This is a genomic window from Scytonema sp. UIC 10036, assembly GCF_009725235.1.
Window position 1 is genome coordinate 23,221 of record NZ_WJFC01000030.1, and the last position, 17,951, is coordinate 41,171.

The 17,951-nt window shown below is 42.4% G+C and carries 7 protein-coding genes, 2 tRNA genes and 2 pseudogenes; 3 read left to right on the forward strand and 8 right to left on the reverse strand.

Annotated features, from left to right (window positions below; genetic code table 11):
- Nucleotides 1-132 precede the first annotated feature (132 nt).
- Nucleotides 133-3,957, reverse strand: a complete 3,825-nt coding sequence (locus F7734_RS16320) for a glycosyl hydrolase family 18 protein (protein ID WP_155745690.1) — start codon at nt 3,955-3,957, stop codon at nt 133-135.
- 122 nt (nt 3,958-4,079) lie between these two features.
- Between F7734_RS16320 and F7734_RS16325 the strand changes: the two genes are divergently transcribed.
- Nucleotides 4,080-4,346: a hypothetical protein gene (locus F7734_RS16325; protein WP_155745691.1), complete on the forward strand. Its 267-nt coding sequence runs from the start codon at nt 4,080-4,082 to the stop codon at nt 4,344-4,346.
- A 71-nt stretch (nt 4,347-4,417) separates the two neighbouring features.
- On the opposite strand, the gene F7734_RS16330 is transcribed toward F7734_RS16325, so the two are convergent.
- Nucleotides 4,418-4,594 (reverse strand): LysM domain-containing protein, encoded by a 177-nt coding sequence (locus F7734_RS16330; RefSeq protein WP_155745692.1) that lies wholly within the window; start codon nt 4,592-4,594, stop codon nt 4,418-4,420.
- A gap of 963 nt (nt 4,595-5,557) precedes the next feature.
- On the opposite strand from F7734_RS16330, the gene F7734_RS16335 reads away from it, so the two are divergent.
- Complete coding sequence (locus F7734_RS16335; protein ID WP_243146911.1) at nt 5,558-6,904, forward strand: S41 family peptidase; 1,347 nt, start codon at nt 5,558-5,560, stop codon at nt 6,902-6,904.
- A gap of 161 nt (nt 6,905-7,065) precedes the next feature.
- Here the strand turns inward: F7734_RS16335 and F7734_RS16340 are convergent, their stop codons facing one another.
- From F7734_RS16340 to F7734_RS16360, 6 genes and pseudogenes are all read right to left on the reverse strand, one after another.
- A complete protein-coding gene (locus tag F7734_RS16340) occupies nt 7,066-8,592 on the reverse strand; it encodes a slipin family protein (protein WP_155745739.1) in 1,527 nt (508 codons plus the stop codon).
- 708 nt (nt 8,593-9,300) lie between these two features.
- Nucleotides 9,301-9,486, reverse strand: a complete 186-nt coding sequence (locus F7734_RS16345) for a hypothetical protein (RefSeq protein ID WP_155745693.1) — start codon at nt 9,484-9,486, stop codon at nt 9,301-9,303.
- Between the two features lie 526 nt (nt 9,487-10,012).
- Nucleotides 10,013-10,088: transfer RNA gene (locus tag F7734_RS16350), tRNA-Ile, on the reverse strand.
- 8 nt (nt 10,089-10,096) lie between these two features.
- Nucleotides 10,097-10,168 (reverse strand) — tRNA-Gly (locus tag F7734_RS16355).
- 469 nt (nt 10,169-10,637) lie between these two features.
- A pseudogene (locus tag F7734_RS63515) lies at nt 10,638-10,823 on the reverse strand (hypothetical protein); the annotation flags it as partial.
- 528 nt (nt 10,824-11,351) lie between these two features.
- A pseudogene (locus F7734_RS16360) lies at nt 11,352-11,513 on the reverse strand (photosystem II q(b) protein); the annotation flags it as partial.
- Nucleotides 11,514-12,080: 567 nt separating this feature from the next.
- Here F7734_RS16360 and F7734_RS16365 point away from each other — a divergent pair.
- The gene (locus F7734_RS16365; protein WP_155745694.1) at nt 12,081-17,888 is read left to right on the forward strand and encodes an ATP-binding sensor histidine kinase; all 5,808 of its coding nucleotides are present in this window, start codon (nt 12,081-12,083) and stop codon (nt 17,886-17,888) included.
- Nucleotides 17,889-17,951 lie beyond the last annotated feature (63 nt).

Here is a 17,951-nt window from a genome sequence, read left to right on the forward strand (position 1 = left end):
TTCTCCCAAGTATTACATGGTACCCCTACAATTAGATCCGAATTAGATTTTTTCCTTGAACCATAAGGCATTAATTCCTCTCTCCCTTCAAAAATAAGCGAACGTACAGTACGAAAGGGGCGATCGCACTTATCAAGGCTGCTCCCACTCAAAAACTGCCGGATAATGATCGCTAGCACTCGGCACATTGTCTGGTGGGGCGAGTCTTATTAAACCTTGAACATTTGTAACGGCATAATCCAAAATATTTCCACTTTGGTGAGTTGCCCTGTCGCCATGAACAACATAACCACCAGGTACATTACCTAATTGCTCAGGAGTGAGATTGAAATCGCCCAAAAGAATCCATCTATTATTTCCTTCTAGTTGAGTGATTTGATTTATTTGGGCAGTAACCCATTGACGTACATGATCCTCAGTAACATCACCAAACACAGGTGGCGCATGTATTGTATATACTGTGAGCCTAGTGTTTTGATTGTTAGAAGGAATATTTACAGTAGCCCAAGGCAGATTCCTAGTATTACGAGGTATGAAATTATTTACATTCACAGCAGGGAGAATCCCCACACTCCCTCTATGAATGTTACTAGCAAGAGCCATACCGCCTTGCGCCCAATTATTTTCCCAGTACAAAAATTCCATGAAGTTATCATTCATCAGCCTGTTCAAGGTATGGCCCATTATTCCACCAGTATTCGGATCGAGTAATGGGCGATCGTTGACAAAATTAGTGGAGTCTGACAGGTGGCCGGTTTCTTGTAAGGCAAGTATTTGAATTAAGTTATCATTAAGTTGAGCAGGTGATCGTTGTACCACTTGGTTAAGATATGGGAGGTTTCTGCCACCCTGCATATTCCATGTTGTAAATCTAACAACTGTTCGTGTATTTTCTCTTTGCTCTGCTGTTCTACTGCTCTGGGCAAGAACCGAAGCGTTGCTGGATACTCCCATTCCTGGTGCGTCTCCATACAAAGATTCTGATACTTCCAATGATGCCCCAGTTCCCGCTTGAACCAAGCCCAACATCGGTTGGAGTTGTGATTCAGATGCTTCTGTTGGTTTAATCATCATCGCGATCGCTATGCCGATAAATCCCACGACAGCGAGCACCGCCGCGACGGGATTCCGTGGTTGAAGATCTGTGTTTGCTTGGGGTGAATTTAGGGTCTCTGTTATCGTATCGTATACGTCTTTAGACGGAACCGTATTGCATTCACAATAGAATCCCACGCCTTCAGGCACTGTCATCGTCATCTTCCAATCACCTGGCTTGGGGTCTTGGACAATAAGACATCGAACTGAAGAACCGGACATAATCACCAGTTGGTTTTCTTCTTGAATATCGCGATCGTATTTGGTTCCATCAGGTCCTTCAATTGTCATTACTGCACCAGTTGGGAAATCGATCGAGTCATCGTCTTTAGTGAGGACTGCATACAAATAAGGCGCTCCCGCTTTGACATTCATCGTCTTGTTAGAGGCATGTCTTTGTTTGTTATCAGTAGCGCTATTACATGCACAATAACAATATGAATTGTCACCATGCAATTCAATCCAGTTGGAACGAAAGGCCGGTAATGTTAAAACTGAACACAAAAGCTTGTCGCTTCCTTCGTTGTGAGTTTCCACTGCTAACTGCCCGTTGCAAGCAACCTTTGGCACTTTACCGTCGCTATAATTTTGGCTCTTTTCATTATCCCAGTCAATGGTGTTATTGTTAACTTGACCTGTGCCGTGATACCAAAGAGTATCATGACTCTGAGACTTGTGAACCTCTACTACTAGCCCGTCATTAGTAATGGCAACTGAGGGTTGTACTCCATCATCATATTTGTGGCTCTTACCCCAATTGATCTTGTCACCGTCAACTCTACCAACGTGATAGTAGAGTGTATCAAAATTCTCAGACTTGTGAACCTCGACCACTAACCCATCATTAGTGATGGCAACTGAGGGTTGTACTCCTTTGTCATATTTGTGGCTCCCACCCCAATTGATCTTGTCACCGTCAACTCTACCAACGTGATAGTAGAGTGTATCAAAATTCTCAGACTTGTGAACCTCGACCACTAACCCATCATTAGTGATGGCAACTGAGGGTTGTACTCCTTTGTCATATTTGTGGCTCCCACCCCAATTGATCTTGTCACCGTCAACTCTACCAACGTGATAGTAGAGTGTATCAAAATTCTCAGACTTGTGAACCTCGACCACTAACCCATCATTAGTGATGGCAACTGAGGGTTGTACTCCTTTGTCATATTTGATGCTCCCACCCCAATTGATCTTGTCATCTTCAACTCTACCAACGTGATACCAGAGGGTGTTCGCGGCCTGAGATTGGTGAACTTCTACAACCACATTTCCATCATTCAAAGCAATATCTGGCTTTATACCAGTATCGTAGCGATCGCCTTTACCAAAATTACCATCTCCAACAATTGAACCTTCTTCAACCGATGAACCATCTTCTAATGCTTTTGACAGCAACGCCACTCTAGTCGTAGGGTTGCCTGAGTTTTGGTAAAGGGCTTGGATGACACTCTTACCCCCTTCCCGAACATCTCTCTTACCCCCTTCCCAAACATCATTGGAAAGTTCCCAAATAATCACACCCTGCGCTCCGACACTCTTTAAAAAATTTAACTTATCAGTAGCAGTCTTGGGCGTTTCAAAGTAGATATTGTGAGTGTAAAGGTAAGTTCCAGGCGCAGAGACAAACGGCGGTCTGGAGGTATTTCCAGGTACTTTAATATTGGCATTTGCTGCCGTAGGAGCATCTGGAAATTGGCTGAGGATATCTTTGTAGCGGATGCTTTTATAACCGGGCGCAATCTGTCCGCTCAAATCATCAGGTTCTTTGCCATAGGCAAAGTCATAGCCGTAAATTGGCACTCCAGCAGCAATCTTATTTCTTTTAAGGTTTTGTCCCTTTCCTTGCCAATTGGTGAAAAAAGGATTCGTCCAATACCAGAGCGAATCTTCCACTGAAAGAATCGGATTGTCTGACATGGGATCGGTCGCATTCCCAGAACTCTTGCGATTGGCAGGCCATTCTCCCTGCTGTTCCTTTGCATACTCCTCTTGCTTGCGAATCTTCAGTAGAGCAGTTTGCGGTCCCACTGGTGATTGATTCCAGGAGCCAGTCAAGTCGTAGGTCATGAGGCCGAGCCAATCCACATACTCGACCAATCCTGGGTCATAGCAATTGCCATACCAGGAGGTGGCAAACAACGCAGCTGAAATGATTTTGTCCGGCATCGCTTGCTTTAATTGTTTGGCAAATTCCGTCAATCCTTTGCCTGCTGGATGAGGACCATCACTCTTAAATCTGCCACCCCGATCCTTATTCGCATCGTTGTTTTTATCCCACCAGCATTCCAAATCCAGATCGACTCCATCCAAACCATGTTTCTTGACAAAATCGACGACATTCTTCACCGCTTTTTCGAGTACGGGATCGTCAGGATTCTTGCCAATCCGTTCCATCAGGTAAAGGAAACCGTAATCCACTGCGCCGCCAAGGGCGATCAAAATATGCGTACCGCAGACATGTCCAGTCAGCAAAACATCGCTGAGAATGGCATTAACATCATCAACTGACTTGGATTCAAACTCACCCAGATCGGTTTCACTAAACATGAGAAACGAAACGATCCCATGCGTGATATTGCGATACATCTCCACATTGGCATAGTCAAATCCTTCTTCTTTTCGCCAAGTTGGAATGTAGCCAATAATTTTAGCAGGTTCAGCGGCAGGACGAGAGGTGACATCATACAGTTCATCATGCAGTCGCCAGCCGTTCTCACTAGGCTCACCCTCCCCTGGTTTTGAAGCCCAGAATGCAGCAATAAAGACATTGCCTTCGTATTTCACCATCTCGCCAGTTTTATATCCTTCAGGCTTTTCCACCCAGTCAGGTACATCTGAGTATTCGTTGGATAATCCCATAATCGAACTCCTTTTTATAGACGTAAATCAGATTAGATATCTCCAAAAATTAGTCTGAAACCTTTGTCTTATCCAGGCTAAAAGTTAATTTATGAAGATATTTTTTAATGAGGTAAGGTTGCTTGGATACATCCTACGTTGGTAGCAATTTTCCACGCAACCGCCATCTCCAGCGATCGCTTCCACAGCCCATTGGTAAAAACTTAAGGTATGAAAGCATTTGTCAATCAGCAATGGAAATCTCAGAATTTACTCGGCTTTTGGGTAGAAAAGTCAGAGAGAGCGTGCGCGATCGTGCGATCGCGCGAAAGCACCCTATATATGTCGATCGCTCCCAAAGCGCGAATTTTCCACTCTTCAAACAGCAGTTATTTGAGCGCTCTTACTGATTGACAAATGCAATTAAGCCTTAAGTTGTTAGCAATACAGCCCAGCCAAGTCGATCAACCTGTTAAACCTGTTAAGGGATTTGAAGTTTTTGACCAACTTTCAAGTTCTCAGGTTTAAGATTGCCATTAGCATCGGCAATTTTTTTCCACTGATTGCCATCGCCATAATAGGCTTGGGCAATATCAAATAATAGGTCGCCATCTTTGACGGTGTGAGTTGTTGGAGGATTACCTTGTTTATCAGCCATGTTTTTTCTCCTTTGGACAATTTGCAATTTGTTTCAACTCCAAGCTGTCTTGGCTTAATTAATACGATAAGTAAACAGATGGAATGAAACCAGAGTAGCTTGTGCGAAGTTAAGTGATTGAGTTAATATTTCCTGTTGCTCGCGGAGCTAGTGGTCTGGCAAGTTAACTTTGCTAGGTGATTAAAAAACCGCAAAGACGCAAAGGGCGTTAAGGAAGAGGCAAAGAAGATGAGTCTAAACGTTGTTTGACCTAGCAAAATTAATGGGACAGACCACTAGTGGTCCGCCACATTGAATTTGAGAGGTGATTAAAAAACCGCAGAGGCGCAGAGGGCGCGGAGGAAGAGAAAAAGAGGATGAGCTTGAACATCGTTTTACCCATCAAAACTTATGTGGTGGACCACTAGTGGTCTATCGCAAAAGTTTTGATAGGTTAAGTTGGTCTAGATCTCCGGCTTCTTAAAGACGTTGGAGATCTGACAGCCTCTCAGAATTAATGCGATGAACCACTAGTTATCATTGCAAAATTCTGCAATGGTTAACTACATGAGCGGAATAATTTGCAAGGATTTCTTCTCAGGTAGTGCAAATGAAACGCGCGATCGCATCTATTGAAAATACTGTGTGAGTTTCACCCTATTGATTTGCCAAACGGAATTTAAGCTTCTGTATTCTTAAGGGGTGTCAGCAAAATCAACTTATGCACTTTTGGCAGTGAAATGGAAAAGAATATTTGCAAAAAATCTTGATAGCTGAAAGTTTGGACTTATCTTGTAGGCTCTCCTAGCCTAACTACAGCGCACTCTTATTAACTATCGCAATCTAAACTATTTTTTCTCTCTACCTACAGTTACAATTCTGTTTATATCTTTAAGTAGATGGAACTCTATTTTCACATCATCTCCTCTGTTGCTCCCACTACATTAGAACTTAACTATATTTCAAGCCAAAGACAGGTGACAAATGGTCATTTACCGTTGTAAAAACCGATTGCGAGTGTGTACAGCCACCCCCCAATCCCAAAACGGCAAGATTGAAGATGAACCAGGGCGCAAAAGTGGTTGGCTTGACCTCAAGCGAGTCCGAATCTCAGTCGTTCCCACTCAAGAATTGCAACAGATGTTTCGAGAAGCTTGGCGGCTGCAAAAGGACCATTTTTGGGTGGAGGATATGTCCGGTGTTGACTGGGATCGGGTTTGGCAACGCTATCGCCCAATTCTCGACAAGGTTTCTACCCGTGCCGAATTTTCCGACTTAATCTGGGAGATGCAAGGAGAACTTGGTACATCTCACGCCTATGAAATGGGTGGCGATTACCGAAAATCTCCTAACTATCGATTAGGGTTTTTGGGTGCAGATTTCACCTACGATCCAGCAGCAGATGCTTACCGGGTAGAGCATATTGTTCTTGGTGACTCTTGGAATGAAAAAGCTGATTCTCCTTTGAATCGTCTTGGTGCTAACATTCAAGTGGGCGACCTATTACTGGCAGTGGGTGGACAACGAGTGAGTCGCGATCGTTCCCCACAAGAGATGTTGGTTCACCTAGCAAATAACGAGGTCTCGTTAACTTTCGCAGGCTCGACGAATGAAGAGCACCGCACTATTACCGTTAAAGCTCTAAAAAATGAGAACAAAGCCCGCTATCGGGAGTGGGTTGAGCGCAATCGTCAGATTGTTTGTGAAAAAACGGGTGGTCGGGTTGGCTATGTCCATGTGCCAGATATGGGACCAACAGGTTATGCAGAGTTCCACCGTTACTACTCAGTGGAGGCGCAGCATGAAGGGCTGATTGTGGATGTGCGCTACAACGGTGGTGGGCACGTATCGCAATTGTTGCTGGAGAAATTGTCACGCAAGCGCATTGGCTATGATGTCTCCCGGTGGAGTCAGCCGCAACCTTATCCATCAGATTCTGTAGCAGGACCAATCTTGGCGATCGCTAATGAGTATGCTGGATCGGATGGAGACATCTTCAGCCATAGCTTCAAGTTAATGAAACTAGGGACGTTGATTGGTAAGCGCACTTGGGGTGGTGTCATTGGCATTTGGCCCCGTCATTCCTTGGTGGATGGTAGTGTCCTAACGCAACCAGAGTACTCCTACTGGTTCATTGACGTTGGTTGGAAGGTGGAAAACTACGGCACCGATCCAGATATTGAAGTGGAGATGTCCCCCCAAGATTGGGCACAAGGTAAAGATCCACAGTTAGACCGAGCTATTGAACTCATTCTAGAACAATTGGCACAGAAACCTGTGAGCTTACCCGATTTTGGCGATCGTCCTCGTTTATCGTTACCAGATTTTTGATGTTCCGCAAGATTCGGTGACTTCGTAAAAGTTGTTAGGCATTTGACTGTTCGCGCTGCACCAAACCCGGTTTCTTCAAGAAACCGGGTTTGGTGTTCCGGCTTATTCAAGCAGAATGGGAAGGACTTTAAAAAATCTCGCATTCACCCACTCCTTATTTATTACTGCCGATTAATCCGAATCAAATCCGTCAAGATACTATCCAAACTGCCATTGACTTGGATTTTCTCAATCTTCTCGGCAATTCGTTCGAGCACTTCTAATTCCTTCAGACGCAATGCCACAGGGTTATCCTCCATGACTTTGGCGGTGTTCAACATACTGCGAGTTGCAGCAGTTTCTTCACGACGACGAACTCCGTTAGCTTGGGCTGCTTTTTCCGCTTCCACAACCTTACTCAAAATTGTCTTAATTTCGCCAGGGAGAATAATATCTTTCACCCCAACAGAATCCACTTCAATTCCATAGTCTGCAGTTTTCTGGCGAATGTATTCAGAGACACTTCTATCAATTGCGCCTTTATCTTCCAACAATGCATCTAGAGTTCTTTCCCCAACAGCGCCACGTAAAGCCAACTGTAGTTCTTTGTACAAGTAAGTGGTAATATCCGATAAACCATTTTTGGCTCTCAGTGGGTCGAGAATGCGGTAGCCAGCAGTTAAGTTCAAGCGCAAAGGCACTTTATCTTTAGAAAGAATGTCTTGACCTGATACTTCCATTGTTGAGTAGCGAAGATCAAAGATTTCTGTTTGCAAAGAGCGTCCAAATAGCCACCATGCGTGCATTCCTGGTTGGAGTTGTGTTTGATACTCTTGATTGATGTAGAGTAATCCCAGGTGTTGCGCTGGAACTTCGCGGATATGCAAACAATTGCGGCTCAAAGCTAGAGTCTCTGGCAAACCTGTAACTAACTCAGCAACTAAGCGAGGTGGTAATTTAGCATCAGTGCTGATGTCAATAACCTCCACTTCAACGCCTTGCCAAAACAGCTTGCGACTGCACGGTGGTAGGATGGAAATAACTTTCCCTTGATACCGCACAATTGCTACTTGATGAGTCAGTAATTGTACGATTTCACAGTAAGCCGCAACAAAGTCGGGATGTTTTTCAATCAATACATCTTCAAGGGGAAAGCCGGGATTAGGTAAAATACGGCTGAGAGTCCGGAGCGAAACATCTTTGTCATGCGACCAAAAAGCGTACTCGCCTGGTTCTAAAGGTCGGATAAAGTTATTTTGCACGTACAGCAAACCAATCTCATACTCTGAGATTTGAAACTTTTTCAGTCCATTCAAGGCGATTCCGCGTACTTGCTGTACGAATTGTGCAGGCAATTCCAAGCTTTCTTCTAAGTTGAAGACATGGGGTTCTACTTCTATAAAACCGCGCCAAAAAGCCCGCAGTTGATTGGGTGGAATACTTACCCAATTTTGACCCAAGCGTACTAAAGCAACTTGGTTGTAAGCTGTTCGGACGACTAAGAGATGTTGTTGTAACTCGGAACTGCGATCGCGCAGCAAAAGTTCGAGGTTCTCAATCTTAGCTTCTGGTTGGTTGAGGTCATAGGTTTTTACTTGCCAGTGGCGACCAAAATACGTGTAAGTACCGGGCTGCAAAATTTTCTTAAAATCACTGCGGTGATATAAGATTCCAATTTCGTTAGGTTTGATATAAAAGGTTTTCCACATAGAAATTTGAATGGGTAACTTGGGCATTCTTACCCAACGTAGAAGGTTTGATAGAAACATTGTTAACTCCCGTTTAACCTCACCGATATCGCCTATCCGAGCTGAGGAGACAGGCGGAGAAAACTGTATATTAAAAGCGATAAGCCAGCTGCCTGCGGGCTGAAGCCCGATCGCGGCTTTGAACAAAGTTCAGAGGAAGGCTAGCTGTATATGGTTTGTAATACAGGAACCTTCCCGATCGCTTAAAGCTTATGGAGCTTTCAATATGACTATCTGTATTATATATACTACAAAATATTTTTAAACTCTGCAAATGTAAGTGTTACAGTTCAGTTGCGGGCGAATAGCGTCTCCAAAACTGGATTAAGGAAGCAGGGCGTTACTCTGGTTAGTACCAGTCTTCGTGACTGCCATATTGCTGTAATTCCCTCTATCGGGAAAAAACAACACTCAAATTTGCCGTTCGGTTTGCCAGTTCCAGAATTCACGGAGAGAAACTAGATATGGCAAACGCTCGTGACAAACTCAAGTTAGGGAGAAAACAATTGCACTGGCTTCTTTACTGTGAGTACCAAACATTACTAGTGGTAATCGGTAGCAGAACACCAACACTGCAGAGTTTACAAAACCAAAACAGATTTTTTCCATTCTGGCTTTTTCCCGTGTCTGTAACTGCGAAACTGCCTTGTCCCTAACAAGGTGCCCAAACTAGGGCGAGGATGTTGTGGCTGAAAGTACAGGAGTACATCCTGTTACCCATCGGCGATCCACCGATGGCTTTACTAAGTAAAGTACACTTTCTTGAGATAGTGACATAGAGCAAGGGCGGTATACGCTCAATCCATTGGTTGACGTACCAGTTAGGTATGTAGAACCCGCACTACTGCTTTGCACAATGTATTCCTACCTTACTACTTAATGTAACCCAAGGAAATCTGAGGAAACAGGTGGGAATTACTTAACAGTGACCAATGACCAGTGACCAGTGACTAATAACCAATTGAAACTCTGCAAATATAAGTGTTTTCAGTAAAGTTGCGGGCAAATTGTGTCTCCAAAAACTGATTAAGGAGGCAGAGCATTACTCAGGTTGTTACCAGTAGTAGCGATCGCCATATTACCGTAATTGCCCTTATAAGGAAAAACAGTACTCAAATTTGCCATTCCGTTTGCCGATTCTAGAATTCTCGTGGAGAAACTAGATGTGGAAAACGCCCATGACAAACTCAAATTAGGGAGAAGACAACTGCGCTGGCTCCTTGACTGTAACGACTGAGCATCACAAAGTGACGAGCAGCCGCGAACACCTACATTGCAGAGTTTGTACAATAACGGAGTCGAACCGTCTTGGGATTTCTCCCATACCATATAAGTAAATTGGCTACCGTGAAAGGGTAGTGTCTTTTAACCCGGACAGGGTTGGTGGAAAGTGCAGGAATCGAACCTGCAACCAATCGATTATGAGTCGATCGCTCTATCCAGTGAGCTAACTTTCAAAGAGGGGAGTTTGATGTAGGATTTTAACCTACGTCCGACCGATGGCTTCGGTTGCTCTATCCAACTGAGCTAATCAAACAGTCAGTAGTGACGCATTGCAAGAACGGTATACGCTCAATCCAATGTTTGGCGCACCAGTCGGGTATATAGAACCCGAACCACAGCTTTGCTGATGTATTGCTACTTGCTACTTAATGTAGCACATGTAATTAAGTTAGTCCAGATCCCCGACTTCTTAACGCTCTTTCATCACTTTCTCTCGTTCCGGGGCTGCTGCCGAGCGATACAGGAGGTGGCAGCCCATCTTTAGGCATTCCCAGCCAGAGGCACCGGATCGAGGTGGTACAAAGTCTCAATCGGCCCTCAAAACGTATGTGGTGGAGTACTAGTCAAGCATTTTGTACCATCCAGACTAAAAGACCAACTTCTCGATCTACTGCTAATACTCCTATCCAGCTTGAAGATTTCCTAATTAAATGAACCGCAAAGACGCAAAGAGCACGAAGAAAGAGGAGAAGAAGATCGGTAATCTTGTGGCGGAAAGGGAGTAATTCTGAACGAGCTTTCTCACTTCCAGTTGCGATCGCTAAGGGTAAACTTTCTTCTAAAAATTCAGTTAAAGTTGAGGAAGGTTCACATGGTGATATTTAAGGAAAAAAACGGACTCCCTCAATCGTGGAGATTCCAAAAGCAGATTTGACTTTTCCTGTAGAATCAAATTGGCTGTAAGGCAACTGTAGATTCTCTGATTCTTTGAAATAACTTTTGCGCTTAGGCTCCACTATTTGATTTAAACAGCGAGCGCGTATTTTTCAGTGTAATTGCGGTTCTCTATAATTTGAACCTCGTGAAAAGCTGAGAGCAACGTGCAGTTCGTCATAGGTATATTATTAATGTCCTCATCTGGAAAATCAACTCTTGAATCCTATAGTCTACCCTCAGGATACTCATTCCGACGAGGTAACTTGAGAGAAATACTATGGCAACACTTTAAAACCTTTTTTTGGAAACATCTTGTTTTATCTGTCTTATTGGTAGCGCTCTTCCTTAAAGCAATACTTAAAAGAGGCTTGGAAAGATTATACGCCCATTATCATGAATACGTACATGAGTTTGGAAATTTGCCAGATAATTTCCGGAATGATTGGCAACAAATTTTCTCGTTGCTAAGCTCCATTGATCTGCCTGTCTTTGTGGGAATGTGGGTTCGCACATTTATACGTACTTTATAATTTCCACTATTTGATGTAATCAACGTACTAAGCGATGAATGCAATGATGAAGCAGATAGCTGCGGAGAGCAGGGTGGGGATCATCAATACGCCGAACCAGCCGATGTAGAGGCGGTTTTCAGTGGAGGTGATCCACTCACAGAAGCGCTCCCACACGTTGGCGCTTGTGCGCACCTGGAAGGTTGCTGTCATGATTTTATGATTGCGGTTGTTTTTTTATGAATGAATCAGGCTTTTCGTTTGCCTGTAACTTTACTTTACAATCCTTTACTTAAGTTTACAATACTTGGAGCTTTATGAAAAGTGATTTGAAATATTAGCTTGAGTTATCATTCGTCTAAGGCTTTGGCGGAAACCCCTGAACTGAATGGGACTAGAGCGCCGATCCACTAATATATGTTGACAAAATCTAAATTATGTGGGTTAGAGGATGTTTGAAAAGTGGTTGGCTGTCATTTTCATCACATTATTACCCCCCTTAGTCCCCCCTTGTAAAGGGGGGAAATAAGAGAAGTCCAGTTCCCTCCCCTTTCCAAGGGGAGGGTTAGGGTGGGGTAAAAAATATTTGATACATCAATCATGACTTTTCAAACATCCTCTTAGCCATGGGGTCAACAAAAATGCCCTTCAGTGGAATACTGCATTGCTTGTAGGTCGTAACATAAAATATATAAGAGTGGTATAAGTTTTTCCGGTTACATAGAGAATTCAGTTAATCATTTGGGAATAATAAATCCAAACATTTTAAAGATTTAGGGTATGACTAGTAGTGTTCTTGAGAATATTCCCGGATATAGCATCAGTGAAGAACTCTATAATGGCTCCCGAACCCAAGTTTATCGAGGTTATCGAGAAGTCGATCGACAACCAGTAGTCGTTAAATTACTAAAAAATCCTTATCCCAGCTTTAACGAACTTTTGTTGTTTCGCAACCAGTACACAATTGCCAAAAATCTCAACTCCCCCCTGATAGTCCAAACCTACAGTCTAGAACCTTGCCAAAATGGTTATGCACTAGTTATGGAAGACTTTGGGGGGATTTCTCTTAAGGAGTGGGGAACTAGAGAAACCCAACAATCTTTAGAAGAATTTCTAGTGATAGCAATCGCTCTGTGCAACATCTTAGATTTACTCTATCATGAGCGCATTATTCATAAAGATATCAAACCCAGCAATATATTAATCAACCCCCAAACCAAACAAGTTAAATTAATCGACTTTAGTATTGCATCATTATTACCCAGAGAAACCCAAACCCTAGTCAATCCCAATGTTTTAGAAGGAACACTTGCTTATATATCTCCAGAACAAACTGGGAGAATGAATCGAGGAATTGATTATCGCACAGATTTTTATTCCCTGGGAGTGACATTTTATGAATTCCTCACAGATGAGTTACCATTCCAGTCTTATGATGCGATGGAATTGGTACATTCTCATATTGCCAAAACAGCACCATTAATACATGAAATTAATCCAGCTATCCCCTCAGTTATCTCAAAAATTGTAAGTAAATTGATGGCGAAAAATGCCGAAGATAGGTATCAAAGTGCATTAGGATTGAAATTTGATTTAGAAAAATGTTTAATTCAGCTAAAAGAAACTGGTGAGATTCAAAGTTTTGATATTGCTAGTAGGGATCTGTGCGATCGCTTCATCATTCCTGATAAACTCTACGGTAGAGAAGCCGAAGTTAAAACTCTCCTTGACGCATTTGATAGAGTCAGTCAGAGTGCAACAGAAATGATGCTCATTGCTGGTTTTTCTGGAATTGGGAAAACCGCCGTTGTTAACGAAGTACATAAACCAATTGTACGTCAACGTGGTTATTTTATCAAAGGCAAATATGACCAATTACAACGTAATATTCCCTTCAGCGCTTTTGTGCAAGCCTTCCAAGATTTAATGGGGCAATTATTAACTGAAAACGATCTTCAAATAGAACGATGGAAAAATAAAATTTTAGATGCTCTTGGCGAAAATGGACAAGTAATTATTGAAGTTATTCCCGAACTAGAAAGCATTATTGGCAAGCAACCACCAGCAGTAGAATTATCAGGAATTGCTGCACAAAATCGCTTTAACTTATTATTTCAAAAATTTACCCAAGTCTTTACCAGTGCAGAACAGCCCCTAGTAATATTTTTAGATGATTTACAATGGGCGGATTCAGCATCATTAAAATTAATGCAGCTATTAATGGCTGATACAGGTCATCTATTTATCATTGGTGCATACCGTGATAACGAAGTGATACCAGGACATCCATTAATGTTGACTTTGAGTGACATTGCTAAATCAAAAGCAACGATGAATACAATTACTTTAGCACCACTAAGTCAATTACAAGTCAATAAATTAGTTGCTGAGACACTCAAATCTTCTGAAGATTTGGTATGGAAACTTTCTGTGTTAATTTATCAAAAAACTCAGGGGAATCCATTCTTTGCTACCCATTTTCTCAAAGCATTGCATCAAGATGGACCGATCCAATTTGACTTTGAGTTAGGTTGCTGGCAATGTGATATGGCAGAAGTGACGGCGCAAGCTGTTACAGATGATGTTGTGGCTTTTATGAGTTTTCAATTGCAAAAACTACCACCATCAACTCAACACGTGTTGAAGTTAGCTGCTTGTATTGGCAATCAATTTGATTTAGCGACTTTGGCAATTGTTTCACAACAATCTCAAATCGAAACAGCAGCTTATCTGTGGAAAGCATTACAGGAAGGATTGATTTTACCAATTGGTGATGTTTATAAGTTTTATGTTGGGAAAGGAACCCCAGCGCATACATCAGAAAATCAACAGACTGTTACATACAAATTTTTACATGACCGAGTACAGCAAGCGGCTTATTCTCTGATTCCCAATGAACAAAAACAGACGACTCATTACCACATCGGACAACTGCTGCTGCAACAGATTTCGCCAGAAGCAAGAGTTGAGGGTATTTTTGAAATCGTTAATCAATTAAATTATGGAACTTCTTTAATTAACGAACAAACACAAAGAAATGAACTAGCACAACTTAACCTCATTGCCTGTCGCAAAGCCAGAGCTGCTACCGCCTATCAAGCGGCGCAGGAATATGCAGCAGTGGGATTGTCTTTGTTGGGAGAACAAGCTTGGCAACAAAAGTATGAAATGACCCTCGCCTTACATGAATTAGCGGCAGAAGTGGCAATGCTAAATGGCGACTTTGAGGCGATGGAACAGTTGATTGATATTGTCACCAAACAGGCACATTCGTTACTAGAACAGGTCAATGTTTACCGCATTAGGATTCAAGCCAAAACTTCCCAGCGTCAACTTAATGAAGTGCTGGAGATCGGCATTAAGATCCTGCAACAGTTGGGCGTAACTATAACCGAATCACCTACACCCGCAGATATTCAAAAGTCAATCCAAGAAATTAGCGAACTCATTGGCGATCGCAAAATTGCAGATTTTATCCACCTGCCTGTAATGACGGATGTCAACAAAATCGCCATTACCCAGATTGCCAGCAGCATCATGGCAGCCGCTTACACCTGTGGATCTCTTTTGTATCCATTACTAGCTACCTTGTTAATCAAATTATTCTTGCGGTACGGTAATATATCTATTTCTGCTACTAACTATGCTTGCTATAGCTTGGTTCTCTGTAATGTGCAAAATATAGATTTAGCTGCTCAATTTGGGCAGTTGGCATTGAATTTGACTGCAAAATTCGATGATAAAGCAACTAAACTGGAAGTATTTTTCCTGTTGGGAAGTTATATTCTCCACCGCAAATCTCACCTCAAAGAAATGTTACCCCTTTTGAGTGAGAGCTATACCCTTGGGCTAGAAGTTGGCAACCTAGAATACGCTGGATATGCTGTTCACAATTTCTGCTTAATTTCTTCTTGGGGTGGTCAACCCCTTGCTAACTTGGAGCAAGATACACGCACTTACTACAATGCTTTAGTACAACTGAAGCAATTGGGAACAGCTAATTACTGTCTCATCTATCGGCAAGTGATTTTAAATTTACTAGGTTTGGCAGAGCATCCTACCATTTTATCTGGATCGGCTCTCCAAGAAACAGAATTTCTCCCTCTGCTGCGGTCTGCGAATGATATATGTGGACTATATATTTTTTCCTCATATAAGTTGACACTTTGCTTTTTATTTGGAGAAATTGAGCCAGCTAATAACAATGCCCTTGAATGCAGAAACTATTTCATGGCGGGTGCAGGAACAGTTGCCGAACCTGCATTTTATTTCTATGATTCTTTAATAGCTCTAGCACAATTGACTCAACTGTCAGGTGAAGTATCAACCGCATTAGAAAGGGTGGCAAAAAACCAAACTCAGTTGCAGCATTGGGCGGAATATGCACCGATGAATCATCAGCATAAGTTCGATTTGGTAGCAGCGGAAAAATGTCGAGTCTTAGGAAACAAAGCCGAAGCCAGTGAACTATACGATCGGGCAATATCTGGAGCTAAAGCCAACGAATATATCCAAGAAGAAGCACTTGCTAACGAACTGGCAGCAAAGTTCTACCTAGATTGGGGTAAACAGCGTATTGCCCTTGAGTACATGATTGAAGCTTATTATGGTTATGCGCGTTGGGGAGCAAAAGCCAAAGTCACTGATTTAGAAAAACGCTATCCCCAATTACTCGCCCCCATATTACAGCAAAGCCGTTCTGTTGTTTCAACTAACGAAACTATCTTCGCCTTAGGGACTGTCACAAAAAGCAGTTCTTCGGCTTCTAGCAGCAGTGTCTCAGAGACTCTAGATTTAAAAGCAATTCTCAAAGCATCTCAGACGATCTCTGGTGAAATCGAACTAGAAAAACTACTTTCATCGTTACTTTTCATCATCATCGAAAATGCTGGGGCTGATAAATGTGTGTTAATGCTGTTGCGAGACGATCGCTTGCTAATTAAAGGCTCAATTACCCAGGGAACAAACCCAGTACTATTGCAGAACCTTCGGTTTGAAGAGAGTCAAGACATTCCCCACAAGCTCATTTACAAAGTCAAGCACAGTCAACAGACTGTTGTCTTATTAGATGCAACCGCAGATACCACCTTAGCCAACGAGCCATACATTATCCATCAGCAGCCTCAAAGTATTTTGTGCAGCCCGATTTTGCATCGAGGTAAGTTGTTGGGGATTTTATATCTGGAAAATAGTTTAACCACAGGGGCATTCACAAGCGATCGCGTCGAAATACTCAATTTAATTTGCGCTCAAGCTGCCATTTCTCTAGAAAATGCCCGACTTTATGAATCTGCTCGGGAATATGCCCAAAAGTTAGAGCAATCTTTTGTCGAATTGAGCACCAGTAATTCTCGCTTTCATAACTTGGTAGATAATGTTCCTGGAGTTGTTTATCAATTTAGTGTGTCTGCTGATGGTGAAATATCTCTACCGTACATCAGCGCAGATTGTTATAAATTATACGAGATAACAGCCGAGCAAGCGATCGCCAATGTGCAGACTCTTCTTGATTTAGTGCATCCAGAAGATGCGGCAGATCACCAGCAGTCGATAGCCGACTCAATGCAAACTTTGACTCCTTGGCAATGGACAGGTCGAATTGTCACACCTTCGGGAATTGTTAAGTGGATTCATGGGGAAGCTCGCATTCAAAAACTTGTTGATGGCACAATTTTGTGGGACGGCTTATTGTTAGATATTAGCGAACAGCAAGCTGCACTTCGTGAACGCAAACGAGCAGAACAAGAACTACAACAAGCCCAATTACAAATTATCCAAAGTGAAAAAATGTCAGCTTTGGGTAATTTAGTCGCTGGCGTTGCCCATGAAATGAATAATCCTCTTGGTTTTATTGCTGCTACTCTCAAACAAACTAAACCCAATTTAGCTGACCTGACTGAACATCTCAAACTCTATCAAGCAGTTCTTGAAAATCCTGGTGATGAAATTCAAGACCATGCGGAGGAAATTGACTTAGAGTATCTTTTGACAGACTTACCTAAAACAATCGATGCAATGGTCATGGCGTGCGACAGGTTGAAAAATATTAGCACTAGCTTGCGGACATTTTCTCGTGCTGACAAAGATTACAAAGTAAAATTTAATCTCCATGAAGGAATTGATAGCACAATTTTAATTCTCAAGCATCGTCTCAAAGCCAACGAACAACGCCCAGCAATTGAAGTAATTACTAACTCTAGTGATTTCCCTTTAGTCAATTGTTTTCCTGGGCAATTAAATCAGGTGTTTATGAATATTCTTGCCAATGCTATTGATGCGTTAGAAGAAGCAAATATTGGTAAGAGTTTTGCAGAAATTAAAGCTTATCCTAACCGCATCACAATCACAACATCAATCATAGATCGTCAATCCGTAAAAATATCAATTGCTGATAACGGCAAAGGCATGAGTGCAGAAGTCCAAGAAAAAATCTTTGACCATTTATTTACTACCAAGGGAGTCGGTAAAGGTACGGGATTAGGATTAGCGATCGCCCGTCAAATTGTCGAAGAAAAACACGGTGGTAAAATCACAGTTAATTCTGTTCTGGGCGAGGGGACAGAGTTTATAATTTCTCTTCCCATATAGAGAGATTGTTCCTAAAGGCGCACAACAGTGCGCTTTTGAACAAAATAGCAGTAGAAGTATAGG